This is a genomic window from Pseudomonas sp. S5F11, from assembly GCF_019641515.1.
GTDB lineage: Bacteria > Pseudomonadota > Gammaproteobacteria > Pseudomonadales > Pseudomonadaceae > Aquipseudomonas > Aquipseudomonas rhodesiae.
Window position 1 is genome coordinate 4,843,702 of sequence record NZ_JAIFJZ010000001.1, and the last position, 23,920, is coordinate 4,867,621.

Here is a 23,920-nt window from a genome sequence, read left to right on the forward strand (position 1 = left end):
GGCCGTTACCGCGTACGGAGATACTGCCCATGCGAATTCTATTGGTTGAAGACAACCGCGATATTCTGGCCAACCTGGCCGATTACTTGGGGCTGAAGGGCTACACCGTCGACTGTGCGCAGGACGGTCTGTCGGGCCTGCATCTGGCCGCAACCGAACACTACGATCTGATCGTGCTCGACATCATGCTGCCTGGCATAGATGGCTACACCTTGTGCAAACGCCTGCGCGAAGATGCGCGGCGCGATACGCCGGTGATCATGCTCACCGCGCGCGACCAGTTGGACGATCGGCTGCAAGGCTTCAAGTCCGGCGCCGATGATTACCTGCTCAAACCCTTCGCCCTGTCGGAACTCGCCGCGCGCATCGAAGCGGTGCTGCGTCGTGCCCAGGGCGGCGGGCGCCGGGCGTTGCAAGTGGGCGATCTGAGCTACGACCTCGACACCTTGGAAGTGACCCGTGAAGGGCGCCTGCTCAAACTCAACCCGGTCGGCCTGAAGCTGCTGGCGGTGCTGATGCAAAAAAGCCCCCATGTGCTGCGCCGAGAAATTCTCGAAGAGGCATTGTGGGGCGATGACTGCCCGGACAGCGACAGCCTGCGCAGCCATGTCCACCAGTTGCGCCAAGTGATCGACAAACCTTTTGCCAAACCGCTGCTGCACACGGTGCACGGTGTGGGGTATCGCCTGGCCGAGGGTCGAGATGGAGTTTAAGCAGAGCCTTGCCCAGCGGATCATCATTGCCTTTGCCTTGATGAGTGCGCTGGTGGCGGGGGCTTTCGCCATGGGCATCGTGGCAACGGTGCATCTGGTGGAAGAGAAGCTGATTTCGGCGGGCCTCGGCGGCGATTTGCAACGCTTGCTGCTGATGGACAGCGTCGAAGACTGGAGCCATCGACCTGAGCCGGATCAGCTGTTCTATTTCAGCGGCGGCCGTGGCGATTTCGAATTACCCAAAGATCTGCGTCACCTGGAGCCTGGCTTTCACGAGGTATTCCGTGAGTCGCTGTCATACCACGCCATGGTCGAAGTCATAGACGGGCGGCGCTACGTGCTGCTGCAGGATCAGAGTGACTTCGAAGAGCGTGAGCGCGTGCTGTTCGCCGTGGTGCTGGTGGGCTTCGTGCTCAGTCTGGCCCTGGCCGTGTTCCTCGGTTGGGTGCTGGCGCGCAAAGTGATGGCCCCAGTGGTGCGTCTGGCCCGCCAGGTGCGCCATCGTGACCAGTTGCTGGGCCTGGCGCCGCCTTTGGCGCCGGACTACGCGGCCGATGAAGTGGGCGAATTGGCGGTGGCATTCGACGCCACATTGGGCCGTCTGCGCCAGGCATTGTCCCGCGAGCAATTGTTTACCAGCGATGTGAGTCACGAATTGCGCACGCCGTTGATGGTGCTGGCCAGTTCTTGCGAACTGCTGCTGGAAAACCCGGCCATCGACCAGCGCGGGCGTAACCAGGTGCTACGCATTGCCAGGGCTTGCGAAGAAATGCGCGAGCTGGTGCAAACCTTCCTGATGCTGGCGCGGGCCCAGCACAACGATGCGGTGATGTCGCCTCAGGTCAGCCTCACTCAAGTGGCGGAGGACCTGTTGGGAATCTGGCGTGAGCCTATCGAGCAGAAGGGCCTGCAACTGATCTATCAACCGGGCAACCCTCTGGACGCGCGCTATAACACCACCTTCCTGCACGCGGTAATGGGCAACCTGCTGCGCAATGCGTTGCACTACACCGAGCAGGGCTTTATCCGCCTGACGCTGGAACCGACCGGTTTTGTCGTGGAAGACAGCGGCGTCGGCATTCCCGAAGAAAAACGCGAAGCCATGTTCGAGCCGTTCGTACGCGGTAGTGAGAAACGTGGCGAGGGCCTGGGGCTGGGCCTGTCGCTGGTACAGCGCATCTGCGAGAACCAGGGCTGGAGCGTCAGCCTCAGCACCATGGAGCCCAATGGTTGCCGCTTTCATGTCGAGTTGAGTCAGGTCAAACCCTGACTCCATCCCCTGCCGCTATCCTGCCAATGGTCGCCGTAATTCGGCGAATATGGCCCGTTGATACTATTTGTCTTTGTAAAGTCTTGAAATGTATGAGATTGGACAGGACAAGTTTTTCACAACGAGTTGACCTATTGATCACGCGGCGCTGAATAGTTTGTAGGCATCAGTCATTGGAGACCTGTTGATGCCTACCCCGATCAAGCTCGAATTTTCCGAAAAGTACGACGATCAGCACGCAGAGAAATATTTGCTCAAGCATCAGGACAATCTGGCTCGCCGGTTGTCCCACAAACGCGACGAGCAATTGGCCCGTGGCGCGCTGGCCATGGCCGGTGAGCCTGGGCTGGTGTTGGACCTGCCGTGTGGTGCCGGTCGTTTCTGGCCGCTGCTGGCGGAAAAGCCCAACCGCGTGATTATCGGTGCCGATAATTCCGCGTCGATGCTGAAGGTGGCCACCCAGGCGCAGCCGGCAGAGGTGGTGAAACGGGTACGTCCTTTGCACACCTCTGCCTTTGATATTGATTTGCCAGATAACGCGGTCGACAGCATTTTCTGTATGCGCCTGCTGCACCATATTGGTGATCCGGCCCATCGTCTGGCGATATTGCGCGAGTTTCAGCGAGTTACCCGTGACAGTGTGATTATTTCTCTGTGGGTCGATGGCAATTTCAAAGCGTGGAAGCGCAAGCGCACCGAAGATCGACGTCGTAGGAAAGGTGAGCAGGACGGTTACCAAAACAGGTTTGTGTTACCGGCTGCTACTGTAGAAGCAGAATTCGAGCAGGCGGGTTTTCGTGTTCAGGACGCTCTGGACTTCATACCGCTCTACGCCATGTGGCGAGTATATGTATTACGCAAGAGGTAACAGGATGGCAGTTGAGTGCGTAGCAGGCAGTCACGTAGCTCCAGAAGAACGATTCGACTATTTCTGGCGTCAGCAGGGCGAATGGGTGGAAGAGCCCAATCGTCGGCGCGGCGGCGAAAGCGGTGTACAGCGGGTCATGAGCGCCAGCGGGCGTTTGCTCTATTGCAAGCGGCAGACCGGGCATATTTACCGCAGTTGGCTGCACCCGTTCGGGCGTCCTACGGTGCTGCGCGAGCGTGATGCGCTCAAGGGGCTTCGCCTGCTGGATGTGCGAGTGCCGGAAATGGTGTTCTGCGAAGCGCGTCGTGATCCTGAACACCAGTGGAAAGCCATATTGGTGACGGCTTCTTTGGATGGTTTCGACGAGATCGAAAAATGGTACGCCGCCGGCGGCCGTGAGCAGTACGGTGAACAGGTGCATGAGCGTCTGCTCAAGGAAGTGGCGACCACCCTGGCACGTATGCACAAGGGGCGCTGGCAGCACGGCTGTCTGTACATCAAGCATATTTTTGCGCGCGTGACGGGCGAGGGTGACTCGGCCACCGTCGAAGTGGCGTTGCTGGATTTTGAAAAATGTCGGCAGCGCCTGACCGCTTATCGGGCGGCTTCCCACGACATGCTGCAACTGCGGCGCCATTCGTCGTGGAGCAGCGCTGACTGGGAAAAACTCAGCTACTTTTACGAGACGGCGTTTGGCAGCGCTATCAAGGGTTTAACCAGATGAAGCTAGAAATAGCACGAGGTTTTTTTTTGGTGGGAGCGTTAGGCGTAGCAGCCTTAGCGCTGGCCGCCTGGGAGCAGCCTCGTACCCAGGTACTCAGCGCGTCGCAGGGCGGCGCGCAATGCCTGTTGCCGCGTGTCGCCAAGGCGAGCACCGCGGCCAAGCCCGATCATGAACTTTTGCTGTTCATGTTCGGAATGTCTCAAGGGATGAGGCCGCAAAGTTGAAATCTTTAAACCTCCCGAACAGGGCCTTGCGATGCGAGGCCCTTTTTTTTGCGGATTTTTCAGTCTGTCAGCGGGCGTTTATGCCAGATGCAGATGGTTATCCCAAAGCCCGGCCGGCAATTCCAACGGTTTAGCGACCAACTGTTTCTGTCGGCAATCGTAGAAGCGGCAACGGCCCTGGCCCGAGGTGACCACAAACCCATCCGCCACCGCTCCCACGCCCGCGCAGTCGGGCAGTGGGCCGTCCAGGCGCAGCTCACCGCTGTCCATGTCCCAGATAAAGAAGCGATTGCCGCGCGGGGCCGTCAAGGCGACCAAGCGCAGTTCGCTGTGCACGGCTACGCTGGCGGTGTAATGCCCCATGGCTTGCAACTGCGCATCGGCCACCGGAAATGCCACGAACGGTTGGCCGGGACGCTTGATGGCCAACAGTTCGGAGCGCTCCTGGGAAGGGCCCATAAACTGTTGGCCGGTAAGGATCGTGCCATCGCTGGCAATACCCATGTGACGTACGCTGTTCATCTGCTGGCTCAGGGTTTCCTTGCTGATCAGCGCGCCGTCGCGACGCATCAGCACCAGGCTCGGCTCCATGGCGTTGAGGTTCATCTCCACGCGGCTTTCCGCTTCGGTGCGGATGCCGCCATTGGCCACCACCAGGGTTTCGCCGTCGGGCATCCACGACACTTGGTGCGGGCCGATGCCATGGGTGGACAGCTCGCCGCTATGCACCAGGCGCTCACCCTCGAACTTGTACACACCGAGCAGGCCGCGGCCGGGGTCGGAGGTATCGTTTTCGGTGGCGTATAGCCACTCGCCACTCTTGTGGATGACCGCGTGGCCATAGAAGTGGCGATTGGCGTTTGAGGAGATGGTTTGCAGCAGCGCGCCATCGCGCAGGTCGATCAGGTAGCTCTCGGTGCCCGGACGACGGGCCACAAACAGCGCAATCGGCAGCGTCGGGTGGTTGATGATGTCGTGGCAGCGCTGGCCGACCTGGGTGGCGAACACCCGCGTGCCGTCCAGGCGATAGCCCACGGCGTAGTGCTTGCCGTCCCCATCATCCCGCGCCGACAGCAGCAACGGTCCGTTGTCCTTGTGCTTGAACAGCGTCCAGCCGCCCAGAGTGAGCGCGCTGAGCAGCACGCTGCCAATCGCCAAAGCCTGTCGCCTGAGCATCATCAGTCACCGTCGTTGGCGTTAAAGCCCAGTTGGATCCCCAGCGCCTTGGCCAGCTCACCTTCATGCAGGCGATGCACCACGTTGAGGCTGTCGTAGAGGTCGTTGAGTTGCTGACGCCCGGCGTCGTCGTTCAACAGTTCGTTGAGGCTGCGCTGGTTGCTGGCGAACAGTTTCAGGGACGCTGCATAGGCGGCGTCGATCTTGTCGGCCAAGGCTTTCTGATCCGACGGCAGCAAGCCACGCAAGCCTTTATTGTCGACGCCGACCCACACGGTCTGGGCGGCGGCGAGGCTGGCCTCCAGGCTTTGCAGCGACGACTGGCTACGCCAGGCATCGGCCTGGAACGGTTGCGGGATGCCTTTGGTCTGGCGGCCCATGGGCGTGCCGAGTTTTTTCTTCAGGGTGTCCAGCGCGGTCACTTGCACACGCAGCAGATCGGCGATCGCTTCGTGGGAATCGGCATAACGCTGGTTCGGAAATTTGCTCATCTGCGCGAGCATACCGTCGGTGCTGTTCCAACTGGCCAGGATCTCTTCAGCCAGGGCTTTCTGGCGCTCACCGATGGCCATTAGCAGCGGGCAATAGCGGGCTTTCTGGGCGCTGTCGGCGAGGTCGGTCTTGGCGTCGTAGAGGATGTATTCGTAGGCCGACAGGCCTTGCACAACCACGCTGGCCTTGGCCAGGGCGGCGCCGTCGATCTGCGGCTGGGCTTCCACCAGTTGCTCGACCTGGCGACCCACCAAGTTCTTTTTGTCCGGCCAGAACTGCACTTGCCACGCGCGGTTGCCTTCGGCCAACGGGCCGATCAGCAGCGGTTGCAGCTCGGCCCAGGCTTTTTGTGCGTGCAGGAAATCGGCGCGGGCGGTGTCCAGGCTTTCCTTGCCTTGGCAGTAGGCCAGCGCGCTGACCGCCAATTGGCGATCGGCGTCGACCCAGCGGCTGTAGGTAGGCAGGATCACTTGCTTGGCGATGGCCGCCGAGGTCACGGCTTGCGGGTCCTGGGGCGAACAGGCGCCAAGGGCGAGGGCGGCCAGGCTGGTGAACAACAACTTGGGACGGAACATGTCGAGCTCCCTTCTGTAATTGGGGCGAAGCTTATAAAGAGTTCAGAAACGCCAGCAACGCAGCGCGCTGCTCGGCATTGAAAGACAGCACATGCTGCTGCGCCGCCTGGGCCTCGCCGCCATGCCAGAGCACGGCTTCGAGCAGGTTGCGGGCGCGGCCGTCATGCAGAAACTGGGTATGACCACTCACGGTTTGCGTCAAACCGATGCCCCACAACGGCGGCGTGCGCCAGTCACGGCCACCGGCCTTGAATTCGCTGCGGTTGTCGGCAAGGCCTTCGCCCATGTCGTGCAACAACAAATCGCTGTATGGACGGATGGTTTGATTGGCCAATTCAGGCTCGGCGGCGTCGGCGGCGGTGGTGAACGTCGGCTTGTGACAACCCTGGCAACCGGCCTGATAGAACAGGTTTTTCCCGGCCAGCACCTGCGGTGCGTCGACATCGCGGCGCACCGGCACGGCCAGGTTGCGAGTGTAGAACAGCACCAGGCGCAGAATGTTATCGCTGACTTCCGGCTCGCCGTCGGGGCCATTCCCGTTGGGCGCCTGTTTGCAGGCGACTTGGGCGTCGGTGCAGTCATCGAAAGGTCTCAGGGTGGTGGTGAGGCCCATATCACCAGAGAACGCGTGAACATTTTGTTGATTGAGCGTGGGTTGCCCGGCTTTCCAGCCAAACCGGCCCAGCACGGTTTTCTGCTGGGCGTCGTCCCAGACCCAATTCGGCCGACCGACAATGGCGTCTTTGTCGGCGGTTTTCGGGTCGGTGTTGCGCAGGATATCCGCGTCGCTGATGGCTTCGAGCAGGCCCAGGCCGATCATCGGTGGCGCAATGCGGGCGGAGAAACGCGTGTCGGGGTGCATCGGGCCGTAGCCCAGTTGGGTGATTTGCAGGTTCGGCTTGCGCAGCTCGACCACGGTGCCGTCTTTGAATGTCACCTTGACCGGGGTGTAGTCGACCCGCACCTTGCCTTCCGGCACCACGCCCGGTACGGCCATGTCCTGCAATTGCCCGCCGTACACCGGCTCCGGCACCACGCCGAGTTGTTCGATCAGCTTGGCGTAGGGCGGTGCATCCGGTATCGACAGGCGCACCAGCATGGACACTGCGTTGGGCGCATCGGCCAGCGGCGGGTGCCCGCGACCGTCCTTGATATGGCAGTTCTGGCAGGCATTGGTGTTGAACAGCGGGCCCAGGCCATCACGGGCGGTGGTGGTGGACGGTGCAATCACCCAGGGGCTGCGGAAAAAACTGTTGCCGACGCTGAAGTCCAGGCGGCGCGTGGGTGACAGGTTGGCCGAGGGCAGGGAAAACGCGTTCTGGTCGCCTTTGTTTACAGTCGTCGCACCGCCGGCGCGCGCTTCACCGGGCTCGGCCTGGGTAAAGCGCGGGGCGTTGTCGCACGCAGTCAGGCCCAGGGCCATACATGCGACAGACAGACGAAAAAGCGAACGGAACATCGAGTTTCCTGAACGAATGCGAAAAAGGTGGGCGCAAAGTCTAACAGGGCGGGGCGGATTGAATAAGAGCAATTATCGTTTGATGGACTCACGGTTCATTCCCGCTAGAATGACCGCACATTTTTTTCTGGAGGTGGCCAATGCAGGCTCTCGACGCTTTGCTCAACCGTGTTTCCGTGCCGCGTTTGCTGGAGCCGGCACCGACCCCGGCGCAGCGCGAGGTGCTCTTCGCCGCCGCCATGCGCGCGCCGGACCACGGTCAACTGCGTCCGTGGCGCTTCCTCACCGTTGAAGGCGCGGCGCGTGAGCAAATGGGCACGCTGCTGGCCGAAGCCGCGCGCCTGCAAGACCCCCAAGCCCCGCAGGCCGCCATCGACAAGGCCCAGAATGGTCCGTTGCGGGCGCCGCTGGTGGTGGTGGTGATCGCGCGTCTGCAGGAGCATTTCAAGGTGCCAAAATCCGAACAACTGCTGGCAGCCGCCTGCGCCGCCCACGGCATTCTGCTGGCGGCTTATGCCCAGGGAATCGGTGCGGTGTGGCGCACTGGTGAATTGTCCTACTCGGCCCACGTCGCCAAGGGCTTGGGGCTGGCGGCGAATGAGGAAGTGATTGGCTTCCTCTATTTGGGCACACCGCAGAACCCGCCGCGTACGGCACCGAAGGAAGATGTGGCGGCGTTTGTGCAGGCTTGGCCCGGTCTTTGACAATGTGGGAGGGGGGGCTTGCCCCCGATAGCGATGTGTCAGCTACAGATGAGTTGACTGACACACTGCAATCGGGGGCAAGCTGAACTGGCCTAATGATTTTGGACACTTCAATCGGGCGCTATGATGGCGCCCAAATCTGAGGTGTTTGGATATGCGTAAATCTTATTCGAGTGAGTTCAAGCTCAAGGCTGCCAGCATGGTGCTGGACGAAGGCCAGCCGGTTACCGAGGTGTGTGCCAGTTTGGATATAGGCCCTACCGCCTTGCGTCGTTGGGTTGATCAGGTACGCAAAGAGCGTTTGGGCTCGACGCCGGTAGGCGCCAAGGCGATTACCGCCGACCAGCGAGAAATTCAGAGGCTCAAAGCCCTGCTCAGGGAGAAAGACCTGGACATCGAAATCCTAAAAAAGGCCAGTGCTCTCCTGCTTTTGGACGCCAAAGATCATTCACGCTGATCGATGAGTTGGACGAGCAGTACGGCGTTAATCGGTGTTGCCGGGCGTTCGGCGTCAACCGCAGCAGCTTTTACGCTTGGCGTCAGCGCCAAGGTAAGGCTAACCCTCAGCGAGAGCAGCTTAAAGCCGCGCTGGTCAAGCATCACAAGGCATCGCGAGCTTCTGCGGGAGCGAGGACTTTGGCGAAGGAGCTGCAAGAGAAAGGGCATCGCATCGGCCGGTACTTGGCTCGCAGTTTGATGCGCGAAGCGGGGATCGCCAGCCGCCAGCGCCGACGCCATAAGTACAAATCGTCCGGCGTAGAAGCTTTGGTGGCACCGCACGTGCTCAAGCGTGAGTTTGATGTCACGGCGGTCAATCAGGTGTGGTGTGGCGACGTGACGTACATCAAGGTCGGCAAGCGGTGGCTGTATTTCGCTGCGATTCTGGATTTGTTCGCCCGTCGGATCGTGGGCTGGTCGTTTTCGATGATTTCCGATGCCACGCTGACCTGCGAGGCTTTGCGGATGGCGGTTGAGCTCAGAGGTCGTCCTAAAGAGGTGCTGTTTCATTCAGACCAAGGCTGTCAGTACACCAGTCATAAGTTCAGGAATGAGCTGCTGGCGCATGGCCTGCGGCAAAGCATGAGCCGTAAAGGTGAATGCTGGGATAACGCTCCGATGGAGCGTTTCTTTGGAAGTTTGAAATCAGAGTGGGTGCCCGAGACGGGTTACGCATCAGAACATGAGGCCCGAGCAGACGTGCAGCGTTATGTCTCGCGCTACAACATCACCAGGCCCCACAGTTACAACGATTACCGGTCGCCGGTCATCAGGGAGAGACTGGCGGCATGAACCTTAAATGGTGTCCAAGAATACTTGACCAGTTCAAGCCCCCTCCCACATTGGCCCCGTGGTGTTTGTTAAACCTTGAACTGATCCATGAGTTTCATCTGCTGGCTGGCCAACGCATTGAGCTGGCTGCTGATGGCCGCCGATTCGGTGGCCTGGCCGGTAAGGGTTTCGGTCACGGTGCGGATCGCCGAGACATTGCGGTTGACCTCTTCGGCCACCGCGCTCTGCTGCTCGGCGGCGCTGGCGATTTGCAGGTTCATGTCGCTGATCACCGTAACTGCGTCGCTGATCTTGCCAAGAGCCTGCACGGCCTGATGGATCTGTCCGGCATTGCTCTGGGCTTGGCTTTGGCTGGAATGCATGGTCGCCACCACGCCACGGGTGCCGCTCTGGATGCGTTCGATTACCTGGCGGATTTCCTCCACCGAATCCTGAGTGCGTTTGGCCAGGTTGCGTACTTCGTCGGCCACCACCGCGAATCCGCGTCCGCTTTCCCCGGCGCGCGCTGCTTCGATCGCCGCGTTGAGCGCCAGCAGGTTGGTCTGCTCGGCGATGCTGCGGATCACCTCCAGCACTGAGCCGATCTGCTCGCTGTTGACCGCCAGCGCTTCGACTTCACCCACCGCCTTGCTGACTTCGTCGGCCAAGGTGGTGATGTCGCGGGTGCTCTTCTCGATAATCTGCATGCCTTCACGGGCCGACTGGTCGGCGCCGCGCGCCGCACTGGCGGCGTTGGAGGCGCTGTTGGCGACGTCGTGGGCCGTGGCACTCATCTCGTTGGAGGCGGTGGCCACCTGGTCGATTTCGCGGAACTGCACTTGCATGCCTTCACTGGTCTGGCGAGCAATGGCCGACGATTGATCCGCTGTGCCCCGGGCTTCGGTGATGCTTTGCTTGATCTGTGCAATGGTCGGCTGCAGCTTGTCGAGGAAGCGGTTGAACCAGTTCACCAACTCGCCTAGTTCGTCCTTCTTGGCGTAGGCCAGACGCTGCGTAAGGTCGCCTTCACCGCTGGCGATGTTCTTGAGCATGGCCGCCACGCTGTTGATCGGGCGGGTCACGCCGGTGGCGGTGAGCCAGATCAGCAGCAGGCCCAGCAGGCCGGCAGCGGCCCCTACCAGTAGCGCCTTGATTGTGCCGCTGGCCTGGGCTTCGTCGAGTACCGCTTGGAGCTTGACGTTATCGGCCAGCATCACGCTTTTGGGCAGTTTGATCACTACGCCCCAAGGCTTGGCATCGGGGAGTGGTTTGACCGGGTACACCGCGCGGATGGTGTCGCCCTGTTCGCGGATCATGCGGCTGTCACTTGCCAGCAACTGCACGATCTCCTTGCCTTCTTCACCCAGGGTGTCGATCAAATTCTTGCCGACCCTGGCCGGTTCGCCGCTGTAGGCCGCAATCAGACCGCTGCTGGAGAGAATCTCCAGGTGCGCAGCCCCGTTGAACAGGTCTTTTTGTGCGACGTCGGTGGTTTCCTGCAAGGCGGTCAGCGCAATGTCCACGCCGACGACGCCGATAAGCTTGCCCTCTACAATCAACGGCGATGCGATGGTGGTCATCAGTACCTTTTTGCCACCTACCGTATCTTCATAGGGTTCCAGCAGGCAGGTATTGCGGGTGTCGCGTGGGCACGTGTACCAGATGTTGTAGGGCGTACCGTTGAGGGTGACGGTGGTCTTGTTCAGGTCCTCTTCAACCATGATGGTGTTCAAGCTTTCGCCGCCGGCACGGCTCCAATAACTGGAGAAGCGCCCTTTCTCATTGGAAGCGCGGGCCTTGTCATCAAGGAATTCGCTGTCCTTGCCGTCCAGAGCGTTGGGTTCGAACGACAGCCAGAAACCCAATACTTTGCTGTTGCGATCGAACGTGGTTTTCATGCTCTGATTGAGGTCCTCGCGCAGCGCACCGGCTTCCAGGCCACGTTTGTTGGCCATGATGCGCAGGTCCTTGATCTGGTCGGCCAGTGCGGTCAGCGCCAGCAGGCTGTCGCCGAATGTTTCCTGCAACTGCACCGCCTGTTCGGCCGCCTTGGCCTGCAGCAACTGTTCCACGCCGTCAGTGAGCATGCGTGAGCTTGAGTCACTGACCAGTTGATCATTCTGGTTGGTGTTGTAAATGTTGATGCTGACCACCAGCGCAATCACCCCTAACAGGCAAAGCCCGGACAGCAGCACGATTTTCAAGCGGATAGAGAGGGTGTCGAACATAGGTTCACTCACGAATGGACGTAGTGGTGGGCAAGGCACGGCCAAGTCCATTCAGCGCTATGTCTGCAACATCGGCGCAACGGATCGATTCATGAGCAGAAGGCGATAAGCGGTAGGAAAACAACTACAGCCTTTGTTACGCGGGGGCTGGCAGCCTTTCGGGGCGCGACCAGATCCACAGGTTGCCCAGGCTCATGCCGACGATTGCCAGGTACACCGGCCAGCCATGGTCGAGCATCACCAGCATCAGGATCGCGCACAGCAACATGCTCACGGTGGCGCTGATTTTGGCGCGACGGGCGATGATCTTGCCGTTGCGCCAGTTGAACAGGATAGGTCCGAACAGGCGGTGGTTCTCCAGCCACGCGCTCAGGCGCGGTGAGCTTTTGGTCGCGGCCCAGGCGGCCAGCAGGATAAATTCGGTGGTGGGCAACCCCGGCACCACAATCGCAATCAAGCCGATGCCCAGGCTCACATAAGCCAGCAGGCCGAAGAGGAGCTGGGCGATTTTCGAGGTGGATTGGGTCTGGCGGGTCATGGGATATGCAGATTCGGGAAAAAACAAAGACAAAGGTGGGAGGGGGCTTGGCCCCGATTGCAGTGCATCAGCCAACAAATAGGAAACTGACCCGCCGTCATCGGGGGCAAGCCCCCTCCCACAGTCGATTGCATTTCAAAAGGGGGGATCAGGCCAGTTCTGGGGCGCTAGCGTACGCCTGTTCCAGCAAAACGGTGAAGCGTACAAACGCGTCAATCGCGCCTTTTTCCGCTGCCGCTTCTTCTTCGGCGCTCAATTGCAGTGCATCCAGAGTGCGGGTGAAGCTTTTCCAGCCTTCGGCGCGTCCGCCGGCCGGCTCACCCAAATGGCGTGCGCCAAAGGTGTCGCTCAGTCCCAGGCCCACGGCACGCTTGATCAGGAACGCAGCGCCCAGCTTGGAGCCTTCGGACACAAACAACCAGCCCAGGGCTTCGGCCTTGCTTGGGTTTTTCAGTGCGCCCGGGACCGGGGCTGGCACGTCGGTCTCCAGGTCGGCCAGGTCCAGCCTGGCGGCTTCGGCGCGGCAGCGTTCGGCCAGGTCCGGCACCAGCTTGATCAGCTCGGGATCGGTGTACAGCGCCACCAGTTCCGATTGGAACAGGTACTGCGCCACCACGAACCGCGCGAAGTTGGCCTGGGTCTCGAATGGGGCATGGGCCTTGACCAGCGCGTCGAGCTTGGCGTGCGGGGCGTGGGTGATCTGGTTCAGACGCTGGGAGCGCAGGCTTGGGCGTTCTGCGGTAGGGGAAGCGGTCATGAGAAAGTCCTTGAAAGGGGGGGCGCCGGGTTGTTCTTAAAGAGAGTGGTTATCAACTAGACGAACAAGAAGACGCAGCACAGTAAAAAATCCTCACCTCGCCGCTGACATTTCGGCGAAGTGAGGTCGATGCGGTCAGATATCCCAGATCACATTGACGGCAAAGTTGCGGCCGGGCTGGGTCAGGCGGTCGAGGTTGGCCGGACCGGTCACAGCCGCTTCGCCGACGCTGTCGTAGCTGCGCACGTCATCCCAGTTCCAGTATTTCTTGTCGGTGAGGTTGTAGACGCCGCCGTTGATGGTCACGTCGTCAGTCACTTTGTAGAAGGCCGTCAGGTCGACCACGCCGAATCCTGGGGTTTTGAACGGGCCGCTGGTATCGCCGTCCGGCGCGTGGAAAGTACTGCTGTCAACGCGGTTCTGTTTTTTCACCAGGGTCCAGCTCAACAGGCCACCGTAGTTGTCCTGGTCATAGCCCAGGCCGAATACGCCCTTAAGCGGGTTGACGCTGTTCAGCGGCTCGCCGTTATCGTCGTTGCGGCCGTAGGCATAGGAAACCGCACCCTGGGTATAGAGGCCTTGCGGGGCGCCGAAGGCATCCAGGTTCAGGCGACCTTTGGCTTCCGCACCTTTGATGGTGGCGCGCTTGATATTGACCGCCTGGAACTGTTCAACCGTGCCCCCGACGACGGCATTGTCTTCGTCGATAAAGTCGCGGTATTTGTTGTAAAACAACGCGATTTCAAAAGAGCCCTCGTCGAACTTGCCGCGAATCCCGGTTTCAACGCCTTTGCTGGTTTCTGGCTTGAGGTCGGGGTTCGGTTCGACCGTGTAGCCCAGGTTGAGGTTTTCAAAGCGCCCGTACAGGGCCTTGGCTGACGGTGTACGGAAACCTTCGGCGTATTGGCCGAACCAGGTGTATTGATCGGTCAGGGCGTACGTCAGGCCAAACTTGGGCGTTATACGGTGCCAGGTTTTTTCCTTGTCACTCACCGGGTCCGCGCCGGTCGGGTTGACGGTGTTGAGGAACTCTTGGGTCAACTTGGGCTTGAGCCGGGTGTAGTCGTAGCGCACGGCCGGCAGGAAGGTCCATTTGTCCCAGGCGATCTGGTCCTGGGCGAACAGCGAGTAGGTGTTGATGGTCGGGTCGGGAAAGTCGCTGGACTTCTTCACGCTGTCACTGGCCATCGGGCTGGGCGCGCCGATGGCGGTGCAACCGCTGCCGACGGCCAGGCACGTCGCGCTGCCCTCCCGCGAGCCGGTGACCTTCTGCTGCTTGAGGGTGGTGCCGTAGGTCACTTGGTGATCGGTGGCACCCAGGCTGAATGCTTTGTCCAACTGCGCATCGAAAACCCACTGTTTTTCCTGGTACAGGGTGTCGCGCGTGCGCAGGACGCGACGGCCTGACTGATAGATCTCGGCGGTGGTCTGGTCGGTCTTGGCGATCTGGTAATTGAGGCTGGTCTTGATGCGATCGGCAATCGGCGACTCAAGCGCGAAGCTGTTTTCCAGGCCGAAACGCTCGCGGGTGATGGTGTCGTTGCCTCGACGATCACGGTAGAGGTTGAACCCTCGGCCACCGATGAACGGACCACCCACGGCGTTCTTCAAGTTGACGTCGCGGTCATCCTTGTACTTTTCGTAGGTCAGGCCCAGGCGGTTATCCTCGCCGTAGTTCCAACCGAGCTTGGCCAGTACGTTGGTGGTGCGTGCGTCTTCCGGGTTGGCGCCGGTGCGGGCCAGGCCGGTGGCGTTGCTGCCGTTGTAGGATTCGGTTTCATGGCCGTTGCGCTGGCTCAGGTGCAGCAAACCGTCGACGTCGCCCACGCGGCCGGCGAAGGTGCCGGAGGTCAGCCAGCTCTCGTCGGCGGAGCTGTAGCCGGTCTTCAGGCGCGCACCGACATCCTGGCCGGGCTTGATGATGTCGTCCGGGTCGAGGGTGAAGTAACTCACGGCACCGCCGATGGCGCTGCTGCCGTACAGGGCGGAGGCCGGGCCGCGCAGGATTTCCACGCGCTTGACGATTTCCGGATCGACGTAGTTGCGGCGCGTCTTGGCGTAGGGGCCGTTGAAGAAGTTGTCCGGCACTTCCACGCCGTCCACCTGGGTGAGGATGCGGTCGCCGTCGATGCCGCGGATGTTGAAACCGGCATTGCCCGAACGGGTGCCGGCGCCGCCCACCGAAACCCCAGGTTCATAGCGGGCCAGGTCGCGAATGGTGTTGACGTTCTGGCGGTCGAGTTCCTCGCGCTCGTGCACGCTGACGGTGCTCGGTACGCTGTCGACGTCCTGGGCGTTGCGGGTGGCGCTGATGGTCACCTGTTGCAGGTTGAGGGTGCTGCCGGCGGCGCGTCTCTCTAGAACAATGTTGTTATTGCCCAGTTTGCGATAGCTCAGGTTGGTCCCCACCAACAGCCGATCCAAGGCTTTTTCCGGCGGCAATGGGCCGCGCACGCCCGGAGAGGACACGCCCTGGCCGAGTTCCGCCGGCAGGCCCACTTGCCAGCCAGTCACCGCGGTAAAGGCATTGAGGGCCGAGACCAGCGGCTGTTGTTCGATGCTGAATTGATAATTGCCGTGGCTGCGCGGCGCCGGTTCGGCGGCCGTGGCGCTGACGGCGGGTATGCCGGCCAACAGGATGGCGGCGGTGAGCAAGGACAGAACGGGCGAAGAAGACCGGCGGTTGAAACGAGAGGACATCGAGAGCGCTCCGGGGTACGAATCTTATAGTTGCAAACCTTTCCAAATAGGAATTAGTTGCATTGGCTAAGACGAGACGTACCACCGCCGGCTATCGAGTAAAAATAATTCTCATTTAGTTCAATATCACCAAGGCGGGGTATTCCGAGAGCGTGGCTGAAGTGATGTGGGCCAGTGAGCGCACAACATCCAGAGGTTGGTCGAGGCGGTAATTACCGGTGACGGCCACACTGGCGAGTTGCTCGTTGGTGTTGACGATCCAGCCGGGGTAGTAGCGACGTAGTTCGGCAAGCACCTCGCTCAAAGGGCAGTTTTCGAAAATCAGCCGGCCCCGCACCCAGGCCAGGTCTTTGTTGGCATCCAGCTTGGCCGGCTGGCCGAAGCCCTTGGGGCCGATGCGGATACTTTCCCCTGCGCTCAGGCGCACCCGGGCGTCGTCGAAGGTGTTGCTCAGGTCCACATCGCCGCGTTGCACCTGCACTTGTGCCTCGCCATTGAGGTAGCGCACGGCGAACGCGGTGTCACTTACGCTGGCGCGCACCGGGCCGGCATCGATTTCCAGGGGCAGGCCATGGGTGGCCGCCACGTCGAAAAACGCTTCGCCCTGATAGAGGCGGGCGATGCGCTGGTGGTTCTGAACGCGGCTGGAAAACGCCGAGTTGGTGTTGAGCAACACGTTGGCGCCTTCGTCCAGTTGCAGGCGCTGCCGTTCACCGACCACGGTGAGGTGGTCGGCTTGCAGGCGCATCGGCAGACTGCTGAAGCTGAACAGCCCGATCACCAGCACGGCGGCGGTAGCCAGGGGTTTCCAGTGCGGTTGGATACGGCGCCAGGCGCTCGGTTTGCGCGGCGCGGCCAGGGCCACGGCGGCGCTGTGTACCGGCGCGCCGCCCCAGGCGGCTTGGGCTTTATCGAAGGCGTGAGCATGGGCCGGATCGCGGGCCAGCCAGGCTTGGAACTCAGCCTGCTGGCCGGGCTGCGGGCACTGCAGGGCGATCAGCCAATCGAGGGCCTGGTCCATCGCCGGGTCTTGCAGCACCTCATGCGCCAGCGCTTCGGGGCGCGGGTTATTCGGGTCGGTCACGGGGTTCCTCGGGTCTTCGCCACGTTTTTATTCAATTTTCCTACGGCCTGCGTCGACACTTCTGTGGGATGCAGCTTAAGACTGATCCAGCCGTTCGGCCACACCTACGCAGATGGCCATGATCAATTTCAGTTCCTTCTGCACCGTGCTCAAGGACACACCCAACTGGTCGGCAATCTCCTGATAGCTGCAACCGTGCAGGCGACTGAGGATGAAAATCTGCTGCTGACGCGCGCTCAATTGGCCCAGGCTGACGCTCAGGTGCTCCAGCAGTTGCTCGGCCTGGGTCGCGTCCTCGGGGGTGGTGGTGGGGGCGACGACGCTTTGCAGAATCTGCAGCGGTACGTCTTCTTGTAGGGTGCGGGCCTGGATTTTGCGCGCGCGTAGATGATCCAACGCCAGATTGCGCGCTGTTTGATAGACGAAAGGTTCGAGGTGATCGATCGGCCGCTCGTTCAGGGCCCGGGTCACGCGCAGGTAGGTTTCCTGCAGCAAGTCTTCGGCGGTGCTGTGGTTATGCACCATGCGTTGCAGGGTGCGCAGCAGAATCGCCCGTTGAGTGAGGAAGACGTGGTTGAAGCGAGATTGGCTCACAGTGACACCAGACCGATAGGCAGTTAATGATAATGCTTATCATCAACGCAAATGGCAAGTGGCTATTCCTCTGTTGCTCAATACAAAGCCAATGCGGGAGGAGGCTTGCCCCCTCCCGCACAACCCCCATTACTCGGCGTTGCAGAGTGCCAGGCAGTTATCCAGCATACGGTTGGAGAAGCCCCACTCGTTGTCATACCAGGCGAGCACTTTCAGCAATTTACCGCTGACCTTGGTGTGATTGGCGTCAAAGATCGACGACAGCGGGTTGTGGTTGAAGTCACTGGAAACCAGCGGCAGGGTGTTGTAGCCGAGGATCTTGGAGTGCTGGCTGGCGTCCTTGAGCAGCGCGTTGACTTGCTCTGCCGTGGCTTCTTGCTTCAGTTGCACGGTGAGGTCCACCAGGGACACGTTGATCACCGGCACGCGCACGGCCATGCCGGTCAGTTTGCCCGCCAGTTCCGGCAGCACCAGGCCGACCGCTTCGGCAGCGCCGGTCTTGCTTGGGATCATGTTCTGGGTGGCCGAACGCGCGCGGTATGGGTCGGTGTGGTAAACGTCGGTCAGGTTCTGGTCGTTGGTGTAGGCGTGGATCGTGGTCATCAGGCCGCTTTCGATGCCCAGCTCACGGTGCAGCACCTGGGCCACCGGCGCCAGGCAGTTGGTGGTGCACGAAGCGTTGGAGATGATCTGGTGGGATTGGCGCAGAATGTCATGGTTCACGCCGTAGACCACGGTGGCGTCCGCGCCCTTGGCCGGGGCGGAGATGATCACCTTGCGCGCGCCGGCGCTGATATGGGCGGCGGCTTTGGCGCGGTCGGTGAACAGACCGGTGCATTCGAACACCACGTCGATATTCAGCGCGGCCCACGGCAGCTCGGCCGGGTTGCGAATGGCACTGACGGCGATCCGGTCACCGTTGACGGTCAGGCTTTCCTGATCGTGGGCGACCTCTGCATCGAAAGTACCGTGTACGGTATCGAATTTGAGCAAGTGGGCATTGATCGAACTGTCGCCCAGATCATTGATGGCGACGATCTGCAAATCCTGGCGGTAGCCTTGGGTATACAGTGCGCGCAGGACATTGCGGCCGATACGGCCAAAACCATTGATTGCGATACGAAGAGTCATTGGAAAGTGCCTGTCGTCGATTTGTTGTAAGAATTACAAGATTATTCGCATAAAAATAGAAAACAAGCCTTTTTAGTGGCAATATTTTGTTCAATCTACAACGAGTGACCTGAATCAACTGGTCCGATGATCCAAACGACACCCTGCCATCCCATGCGCTGTGGGCGTTTGATCAGCATAGACACTCAGGTCGCCACATCCGTTAGCCTGGAGTTCTACACATGCACCCCCGCGTCCTTGAGGTCACCGAACGGCTTATCGCCCGCAGCCGCGCCACCCGCGAGGCTTACCTTGCGCTCATCCGCGGCGCAGCCAGCGACGGTCCGATGCGCGGTAAGCTGCAATGCGCCAACTTCGCCCATGGCGTGGCCGGGTGCGGCACCGAAGACAAACAGAGCCTGCGCATGATGAATGCTGCCAACGTGGCAATTGTTTCTTCATATAACGACATGCTCTCGGCGCATCAGCCCTACGAACATTTCCCTGAACAAATAAAGAAAGCCCTACGTGAAGTGGGCTCGGTCGGCCAATTCGCTGGCGGCACTCCGGCGATGTGCGATGGTGTGACCCAGGGCGAACCGGGCATGGAGCTGAGCCTGCTCAGTCGTGAAGTCATCGCCATGTCCACGGCGGTGGCGCTGTCCCACAACATGTTCGATGCGGCGCTGATGCTGGGCATCTGCGACAAGATCGTGCCTGGCCTGATGATGGGCGCGCTGCGCTACGGGCATTTGCCGATGATCTTCGTGCCGGGCGGGCCGATGCCGTCGGGCATCTCCAACAAACAGAAAGCCGATGTGCGCCAGCGCTACGCCGAAGGCAAGGCCAGCCGCGAGGAGCTGCTGGAATCGGAGATGCAGTCCTACCACAGCCCCGGCACCTGCACCTTCTACGGCACCGCCAACACCAACCAACTGCTGATGGAAGTGATGGGCCTGCACCTGCCGGGCGCGTCGTTCGTCAACCCGTATACACCGCTGCGCGATGCGTTGACCCGCGAAGCCGCGCACCAGGTCACGCGGCTGACCAAGGCCAACGGCAACTTCACACCGATCGGCGAGATCGTCGACGAAAAATCCATCGTCAACTCCATCGTGGCCCTGAATGCCACCGGTGGCTCCACCAACCACACCCTGCACATGCCGGCCATCGCCATGTCGGCGGGCATCATCCTGACCTGGCAGGACATGGCCGACCTCTCCGAGGTGGTGCCGACCCTGTCCCACGTTTATCCAAACGGCAAAGCCGATATCAACCACTTCCAGGCAGCGGGCGGTATGTCGTTCCTGATCCGTGAACTGCTGGAAGCCGGGCTGTTGCATGAAGACGTCAACACCGTGGCCGGCAAAGGCCTGAGCCGCTACACCCAGGAACCGTTCCTGGTCGACGGCGAGCTGATCTGGCGCGACGGCCCCATCGAAAGCCTCGACGAAGCCATCCTGCGCCCGGTGGCCCGTGCGTTCTCGCCCGAAGGCGGGCTGCGGGTAATGGAAGGCAACCTCGGTCGTGGTGTGATGAAAGTCTCCGCCGTGGCCCTTGAGCACCAGATCGTGGAAGCGCCGGCGGTGGTGTTCCAGGACCAGCAGGACCTGGCCGACGCGTTCAAGGCCGGCGAGTTGGAAAAAGATTTCGTGGCGGTGATGCGCTTCCAGGGCCCGCGCTCCAATGGCATGCCGGAACTGCACAAAATGACGCCGTTCCTTGGCGTGTTGCAGGACCGTGGTTTCAAAGTGGCCTTGGTAACAGATGGGCGCATGTCCGGCGCGTCGGGTAAGATTCCCGCCGCGATCCATGTGAACCCCGAAGCCCAAAGCGGCGGGCCGCTGGCGCGCGTGCGCGATGGCGATATCATTCGCGTGGATGGCGTCAAAGGCACCCTGGAGCTTAAGGTGGACGCCGAAGAATTTGCAGCGCGAGCGCCTGCCACGGGCCTGTTGGGCAATAACGTGGGGGCCGGTCGCGAGCTGTTTGCATTTATGCGCTTGGCCGCAAGCTCCGCAGAGCAGGGCGCCAGCGCCTTTACCTCTGCCCTGGAGACGCTTAAGTGAAGTTAGCGCTGGTCGGTGACATCGGTGGTACCAACGCCCGTTTCGCGTTGTGGCGGGATCAAGCCCTGCATTCGATCCGCGTGCACGCCACGGCGGATCACGACAGCCCTGAGGCGGCCATCCAGGTCTACCTCAAGGAAGAGGGCCTGAGCGTCGGCGACATCGGCGCGGTGTGCCTGTCGGTGGCGGGGCCGGTGAGTGGCGATGAGTTCAAGTTCACTAACAATCACTGGCGCTTGAGCAAGACCGCATTCTGCAAAACGTTGCAGGTGGATGAACTGCTGCTGGTCAACGATTTCTCGGCCATGGCTCTGGGCATGACGCGCCTGCAACCCGACGAATTCCGCGTGGTTTGCGAAGGCACGCCCGAGCCGTTGCGCCCAGCGGTGGTGATCGGCCCAGGCACCGGGCTGGGGGTCGGCACCTTGCTGGACCTTGGCGCCGGCCGGTTCGCGGCGTTGCCGGGGGAGGGCGGCCATGTCGACCTGCCCCTGAGCAGCCCACGGGAAACCCAGCTGTGGCAGCACATCTGCAACGAGATCGGTCATGTCAGCGCCGAAACTGCCTTGAGCGGCGGCGGCTTGCCGCGTCTGTATCGGGCGATTTGTGCGGTGGACGGCCATGTGCCGGTGCTGGACACGCCCGAAGCCATCACGGCGGCGGGCCTGGCCGGCGATCCGATCGCCATGGAAGTATTGGATCAGTTCAGCATCTGGCTGGGTCGTGTGGCCGGTAACAACGTGCTCACCACCGGCGCGCGCGGTGGCGTGTATATCGTGGGCGGGGTGATTCCGAGATTTGCCGACTTCTTTATCCACAGCGGCTTTGCCAAGAGCTTTCGTGACAAAGGCTGCATGAGCGAGTACTTCAACGGTATTCCGGTGTGGCTGGTGACGGCGCCGTATTCCGGCTTGACCGGGGCGGGGGTGGCGTTAGAACAGGCATTTGCTTAGGCAGTGATAGCCACCCTCAGCCGTGTGGAAGGGGGCTTGCCCCCGATGAGGCCAGCAACAACACCCCATAACAACAAGGAGGCCCCTCGTGAGCGTTATCAGTAAATCCATTCTCCTGGTCGACGACGACCAGGAAATCCGCGAATTGCTGCAAACCTACCTCAGTCGCGCCGGCTTCCAGGTGCGGGGCGTGGCCGATGGCGCGGGGTTCCGTCAGGCGATGAACGACGCGCCGTGCGATCTGGTGATCCTTGATGTGATGTTGCCGGACGAAGACGGTTTCAGCCTGTGTCGCTGGGTTCGCCAGCACCCGCGCCAGGCGCAGGTGCCGATCATCATGCTCACCGCCAGCTCCGACGAAGCCGACCGCGTGATCGGCCTGGAGCTGGGCGCCGATGACTACATCGGTAAGCCGTTCAGCCCACGTGAGCTGCAAGCGCGGATCAAAGCGCTGTTGCGCCGTTGTCAGTTCGGCCAGGAGCGCAATACTGGCGGCGACGTGGTGGTGTTCGACGAGTGGCGCCTGGACATGATCAGCCACCGCCTGTTTCACGTCGATGGCGAAGAAGTGATTCTGTCCGGCGCCGACTTTGCCCTGCTCAAATTGTTTCTCGATCATCCCCAGGAAATTCTCGACCGCGACACCATCGGCAACGCCACCCGTGGCCGCGACCTGATGCCGCTGGACCGTATCGTCGACATGGCGGTCAGCCGTCTGCGCCAACGCCTGCGCGATACCGAAAAGCCTCCACGGCTGATCCGCACCGTACGCGGCAGCGGCTATCAACTGGCAGCCAACGTGGTTGCCGGCAATGCCCACTGAACCAGTAGCCGAACGTCGCCGCCGCTTTCCGGTGCCACGCTCGCTATTGGGGCGCATGTTGTTGCTCACGTTGCTGGTGGTGATGTTCGCCCAGGCGCTGTCCAGCGTGATCTGGGTCTCGCAATTGCGCGCCACCCAGCTCGAAGGCCTGGTCACCAGCGCGCGCAGCCTGGCGCATTCGATGACCGCCAGCGTGAGTTACTTCCGTTCCCTGCCGGTGGCCTATCGCCCATTGGTGCTCGACCAACTGCGCAGCATGGGCGGCACTCGCTTTGTGGTGACCCTCAACGATCGCCCCCTCGACATGCAAGTGCTGCCTGAAACTCCGCGCAAACAAGCGGTGCTGGTAGCGGTGGATGAAGTGTTGCGCCAGACCCTGGGCGCTGATGTGCACATCTCAGTGGAATTCGTCAGCGCCGAAGACCTGCGGATTTTCAACGCGGGCCTCAAGCTCGATGAATTGCCACGGTCCTGGGCCCATTACGCGCTGACCCTGGAGCCGGTGAACCCGCCAGTGCTGGTGACCCAGATCCAACTGGCGCCCGGCGAATGGCTGTATATCGCTTCGCTGCTGCCCGAACCCTACACCAGCCTCGAAGAACAGGGCCTGCCGTCTCAGCAGGTGTGGTTCATCGTGTTGACCAGCGGCCTTCTACTGCTGTTTATCGGTTTGTTGGTGCACTGGCAGAGCCGGCCCCTCAAACGCTTGGCGCGGGCGGCGCGGGACATGTCCCTGGGCGCCGACGTCGAACCGGTAGCCGAAGGCGGCGGCAGCGAGGTGGTAGAAGTGGGGCGTGCATTCAATGCCATGCGCGAACGCATCAGCCGCTACCTGACCGAGCGCAGCCAGTTGTTCAGTGCAATTTCCCACGACCTGCGCACGCCGATCACACGTCTGCGCCTGCGCGTGGAGCTGCTTGAAGATGAGAACCTGCAAGCCAAGTTCGGTCGCGACCTGGATGAGCTGGAACTGCTGGTCAAGGGTGCGCTGCAATGCGTGAAAGACACCGATATCCACGAGAACATCCAGCCGGTGGACCTCAACCATGTGCTCGAATGCCTGGTGGAGCCCTACGTGGCGCCCAGCGGCAACGGCCGCGTAACCCTGGACGGCATGGCGCTGGCGACGTACCCGGGCAAGCCGCTGGCCCTCAAGCGCTGCATCGGCAACCTGATCGACAACGCGTTGAAGTACGGGCAAAACGCTCATCTGCATATCGAGGACGATGGCGTGCAGTTCATCCTGCATGTGGACGACGAAGGCCCCGGGGTGCCGGAGCAGCGTCTGGAGCAAGTCTTCGAACCGCACTTTCGGCTCGCCGGCCAACAACAGGGCTACGGCCTGGGGTTGGGTATCGCACGCAACATCGCCCACAGCCATGGCGGCGAAGTGAGTTTGCAGAACCTGCGCGAGGGCGGCTTGCGCGTCACCCTGCAACTGCCCCGAACCCTGGACTGATAAGACTATCGGACAAATATGGGAGGGGCGGTGCGACGATTCGACTGGCCCCCGATAGCAGTGGCTCAGTCAGCCCATTTGCCGCCGACGCACTGCTATCGAGCACACCCTCGGCTGCAATGGTTTTCTCT

At 61.2% G+C, this 23,920-nt stretch carries 22 protein-coding genes; 12 read left to right on the top strand and 10 right to left on the bottom strand.

Annotated elements, in window-relative coordinates:
* The first annotated feature begins 29 nt into the window (after positions 1-29).
* The 5 genes from colR to K1567_RS21875 all read left to right on the top strand — a co-directional run bounded on the left by colR (position 30) and on the right by K1567_RS21875 (position 3,799).
* Positions 30-713, top strand: a complete 684-nt coding sequence (colR, locus tag K1567_RS21855) for a two-component system response regulator ColR (RefSeq protein WP_034100290.1) — start codon at positions 30-32, stop codon at positions 711-713.
* Positions 703-1,983, top strand: coding sequence for a HAMP domain-containing sensor histidine kinase (locus tag K1567_RS21860; RefSeq protein ID WP_167416651.1), 1,281 nt, complete (start codon positions 703-705; stop codon positions 1,981-1,983). The genes colR and K1567_RS21860 overlap by 11 nt, the downstream gene beginning before the upstream one ends.
* Positions 1,984-2,170: 187 nt before the next feature.
* Complete coding sequence (locus tag K1567_RS21865) at positions 2,171-2,851, top strand: class I SAM-dependent methyltransferase (RefSeq protein ID WP_034100287.1); 681 nt, start codon at positions 2,171-2,173, stop codon at positions 2,849-2,851.
* 4 nt (positions 2,852-2,855) lie between these two features.
* Complete coding sequence (locus K1567_RS21870; protein ID WP_034100285.1) at positions 2,856-3,575, top strand: lipopolysaccharide kinase InaA family protein; 720 nt, start codon at positions 2,856-2,858, stop codon at positions 3,573-3,575.
* A complete protein-coding gene (locus K1567_RS21875; RefSeq protein ID WP_034100283.1) occupies positions 3,572-3,799 on the top strand; it encodes a hypothetical protein in 228 nt (75 codons plus the stop codon). The genes K1567_RS21870 and K1567_RS21875 overlap by 4 nt, the downstream gene beginning before the upstream one ends.
* A 78-nt stretch (positions 3,800-3,877) precedes the next feature.
* Here the strand turns inward: K1567_RS21875 and K1567_RS21880 are convergent, their stop codons facing one another.
* The 3 genes from K1567_RS21880 to K1567_RS21890 are packed head-to-tail and all read right to left on the bottom strand — an operon-like array spanning position 3,878 to position 7,501.
* Positions 3,878-4,975 (bottom strand): DUF1513 domain-containing protein, encoded by a 1,098-nt coding sequence (locus tag K1567_RS21880; RefSeq protein WP_034100615.1) that lies wholly within the window; start codon positions 4,973-4,975, stop codon positions 3,878-3,880.
* 2 nt (positions 4,976-4,977) lie between these two features.
* On the bottom strand, positions 4,978-6,042 hold the full coding sequence (locus K1567_RS21885) for an imelysin family protein (RefSeq protein WP_034100282.1): 1,065 nt from the start codon (positions 6,040-6,042) through the stop codon (positions 4,978-4,980).
* A gap of 31 nt (positions 6,043-6,073) precedes the next feature.
* A complete protein-coding gene (locus K1567_RS21890; protein ID WP_040269339.1) occupies positions 6,074-7,501 on the bottom strand; it encodes a di-heme oxidoredictase family protein in 1,428 nt (475 codons plus the stop codon).
* Positions 7,502-7,641: 140 nt separating this feature from the next.
* On the opposite strand from K1567_RS21890, the gene K1567_RS21895 reads away from it, so the two are divergent.
* The 3 genes from K1567_RS21895 to K1567_RS21900 all read left to right on the top strand — a co-directional run bounded on the left by K1567_RS21895 (position 7,642) and on the right by K1567_RS21900 (position 9,495).
* Positions 7,642-8,205, top strand: coding sequence for a nitroreductase family protein (locus K1567_RS21895; RefSeq protein ID WP_034115003.1), 564 nt, complete (start codon positions 7,642-7,644; stop codon positions 8,203-8,205).
* Between the two features lie 154 nt (positions 8,206-8,359).
* Positions 8,360-8,662 carry a transposase gene (locus tag K1567_RS28065; RefSeq protein WP_040267329.1) on the top strand — a complete coding sequence of 101 codons (303 nt, stop codon included), beginning with the start codon at positions 8,360-8,362 and terminating at the stop codon, positions 8,660-8,662.
* 8 nt (positions 8,663-8,670) lie between these two features.
* The gene (locus tag K1567_RS21900; RefSeq protein WP_040267328.1) at positions 8,671-9,495 is read left to right on the top strand and encodes an IS3 family transposase; all 825 of its coding nucleotides are present in this window, start codon (positions 8,671-8,673) and stop codon (positions 9,493-9,495) included.
* Positions 9,496-9,563: 68 nt separating this feature from the next.
* Here the strand turns inward: K1567_RS21900 and K1567_RS21905 are convergent, their stop codons facing one another.
* The 7 genes from K1567_RS21905 to gap all read right to left on the bottom strand — a co-directional run bounded on the left by K1567_RS21905 (position 9,564) and on the right by gap (position 18,506).
* Entirely contained in the window at positions 9,564-11,702 is a 2,139-nt protein-coding gene (locus K1567_RS21905) for a methyl-accepting chemotaxis protein (protein WP_034100276.1), read from the bottom strand.
* A gap of 136 nt (positions 11,703-11,838) precedes the next feature.
* A complete protein-coding gene (locus tag K1567_RS21910; protein WP_034100274.1) occupies positions 11,839-12,240 on the bottom strand; it encodes a YbaN family protein in 402 nt (133 codons plus the stop codon).
* A 148-nt stretch (positions 12,241-12,388) separates the two neighbouring features.
* Entirely contained in the window at positions 12,389-12,997 is a 609-nt protein-coding gene (locus K1567_RS21915) for a biliverdin-producing heme oxygenase (RefSeq protein ID WP_034100272.1), read from the bottom strand.
* Between the two features lie 135 nt (positions 12,998-13,132).
* The gene (locus K1567_RS21920) at positions 13,133-15,697 is read right to left on the bottom strand and encodes a TonB-dependent receptor (RefSeq protein ID WP_220698852.1); all 2,565 of its coding nucleotides are present in this window, start codon (positions 15,695-15,697) and stop codon (positions 13,133-13,135) included.
* A gap of 115 nt (positions 15,698-15,812) precedes the next feature.
* Positions 15,813-16,781 carry a FecR domain-containing protein gene (locus tag K1567_RS21925; protein ID WP_220698853.1) on the bottom strand — a complete coding sequence of 323 codons (969 nt, stop codon included), beginning with the start codon at positions 16,779-16,781 and terminating at the stop codon, positions 15,813-15,815.
* Between the two features lie 75 nt (positions 16,782-16,856).
* Positions 16,857-17,375: an RNA polymerase sigma factor gene (locus tag K1567_RS21930; RefSeq protein ID WP_034114998.1), complete on the bottom strand. Its 519-nt coding sequence runs from the start codon at positions 17,373-17,375 to the stop codon at positions 16,857-16,859.
* 129 nt (positions 17,376-17,504) lie between these two features.
* The gene (gene gap, locus K1567_RS21935) at positions 17,505-18,506 is read right to left on the bottom strand and encodes a type I glyceraldehyde-3-phosphate dehydrogenase (RefSeq protein ID WP_034114997.1); all 1,002 of its coding nucleotides are present in this window, start codon (positions 18,504-18,506) and stop codon (positions 17,505-17,507) included.
* Positions 18,507-18,727: 221 nt separating this feature from the next.
* Here gap and edd point away from each other — a divergent pair, with 221 nt between their 5' ends.
* From edd to K1567_RS21955, 4 genes are all read left to right on the top strand, one after another.
* Positions 18,728-20,554, top strand: coding sequence for a phosphogluconate dehydratase (edd, locus tag K1567_RS21940; RefSeq protein ID WP_034100262.1), 1,827 nt, complete (start codon positions 18,728-18,730; stop codon positions 20,552-20,554).
* A complete protein-coding gene (locus K1567_RS21945; protein WP_220698854.1) occupies positions 20,551-21,507 on the top strand; it encodes a glucokinase in 957 nt (318 codons plus the stop codon). The genes edd and K1567_RS21945 overlap by 4 nt, the downstream gene beginning before the upstream one ends.
* Positions 21,508-21,595: 88 nt before the next feature.
* Positions 21,596-22,330: a response regulator gene (locus K1567_RS21950; protein ID WP_034100258.1), complete on the top strand. Its 735-nt coding sequence runs from the start codon at positions 21,596-21,598 to the stop codon at positions 22,328-22,330.
* Entirely contained in the window at positions 22,320-23,789 is a 1,470-nt protein-coding gene (locus tag K1567_RS21955; protein ID WP_259445013.1) for an ATP-binding protein, read from the top strand. The genes K1567_RS21950 and K1567_RS21955 overlap by 11 nt, the downstream gene beginning before the upstream one ends.
* Positions 23,790-23,920: the final 131 nt, after the last annotated feature.

What these genes read in the sequence shown, in the direction of transcription:
- K1567_RS21915 (WP_034100272.1), bottom strand. Translation starts at nt 12,997, where the DNA reads ATGACCGCTTCCCCTACCGCAGAACGCCCAAGCCTGCGCTCCCAGCGT.
- colR (WP_034100290.1), top strand. Translation starts at nt 30, where the DNA reads ATGCGAATTCTATTGGTTGAAGACAACCGCGATATTCTGGCCAACCTG.
- edd (WP_034100262.1), top strand. Translation starts at nt 18,728, where the DNA reads ATGCACCCCCGCGTCCTTGAGGTCACCGAACGGCTTATCGCCCGCAGC.
- K1567_RS21905 (WP_034100276.1), bottom strand. Translation starts at nt 11,702, where the DNA reads ATGTTCGACACCCTCTCTATCCGCTTGAAAATCGTGCTGCTGTCCGGG.
- K1567_RS21875 (WP_034100283.1), top strand. Translation starts at nt 3,572, where the DNA reads ATGAAGCTAGAAATAGCACGAGGTTTTTTTTTGGTGGGAGCGTTAGGC.
- K1567_RS28065 (WP_040267329.1), top strand. Translation starts at nt 8,360, where the DNA reads ATGCGTAAATCTTATTCGAGTGAGTTCAAGCTCAAGGCTGCCAGCATG.
- K1567_RS21920 (WP_220698852.1), bottom strand. Translation starts at nt 15,697, where the DNA reads ATGTCCTCTCGTTTCAACCGCCGGTCTTCTTCGCCCGTTCTGTCCTTG.
- K1567_RS21870 (WP_034100285.1), top strand. Translation starts at nt 2,856, where the DNA reads ATGGCAGTTGAGTGCGTAGCAGGCAGTCACGTAGCTCCAGAAGAACGA.
- K1567_RS21880 (WP_034100615.1), bottom strand. Translation starts at nt 4,975, where the DNA reads ATGCTCAGGCGACAGGCTTTGGCGATTGGCAGCGTGCTGCTCAGCGCG.
- gap (WP_034114997.1), bottom strand. Translation starts at nt 18,506, where the DNA reads ATGACTCTTCGTATCGCAATCAATGGTTTTGGCCGTATCGGCCGCAAT.
- K1567_RS21885 (WP_034100282.1), bottom strand. Translation starts at nt 6,042, where the DNA reads ATGTTCCGTCCCAAGTTGTTGTTCACCAGCCTGGCCGCCCTCGCCCTT.
- K1567_RS21865 (WP_034100287.1), top strand. Translation starts at nt 2,171, where the DNA reads ATGCCTACCCCGATCAAGCTCGAATTTTCCGAAAAGTACGACGATCAG.
- K1567_RS21955 (WP_259445013.1), top strand. Translation starts at nt 22,320, where the DNA reads ATGCCCACTGAACCAGTAGCCGAACGTCGCCGCCGCTTTCCGGTGCCA.
- K1567_RS21910 (WP_034100274.1), bottom strand. Translation starts at nt 12,240, where the DNA reads ATGACCCGCCAGACCCAATCCACCTCGAAAATCGCCCAGCTCCTCTTC.
- K1567_RS21895 (WP_034115003.1), top strand. Translation starts at nt 7,642, where the DNA reads ATGCAGGCTCTCGACGCTTTGCTCAACCGTGTTTCCGTGCCGCGTTTG.
- K1567_RS21890 (WP_040269339.1), bottom strand. Translation starts at nt 7,501, where the DNA reads ATGTTCCGTTCGCTTTTTCGTCTGTCTGTCGCATGTATGGCCCTGGGC.
- K1567_RS21860 (WP_167416651.1), top strand. Translation starts at nt 703, where the DNA reads ATGGAGTTTAAGCAGAGCCTTGCCCAGCGGATCATCATTGCCTTTGCC.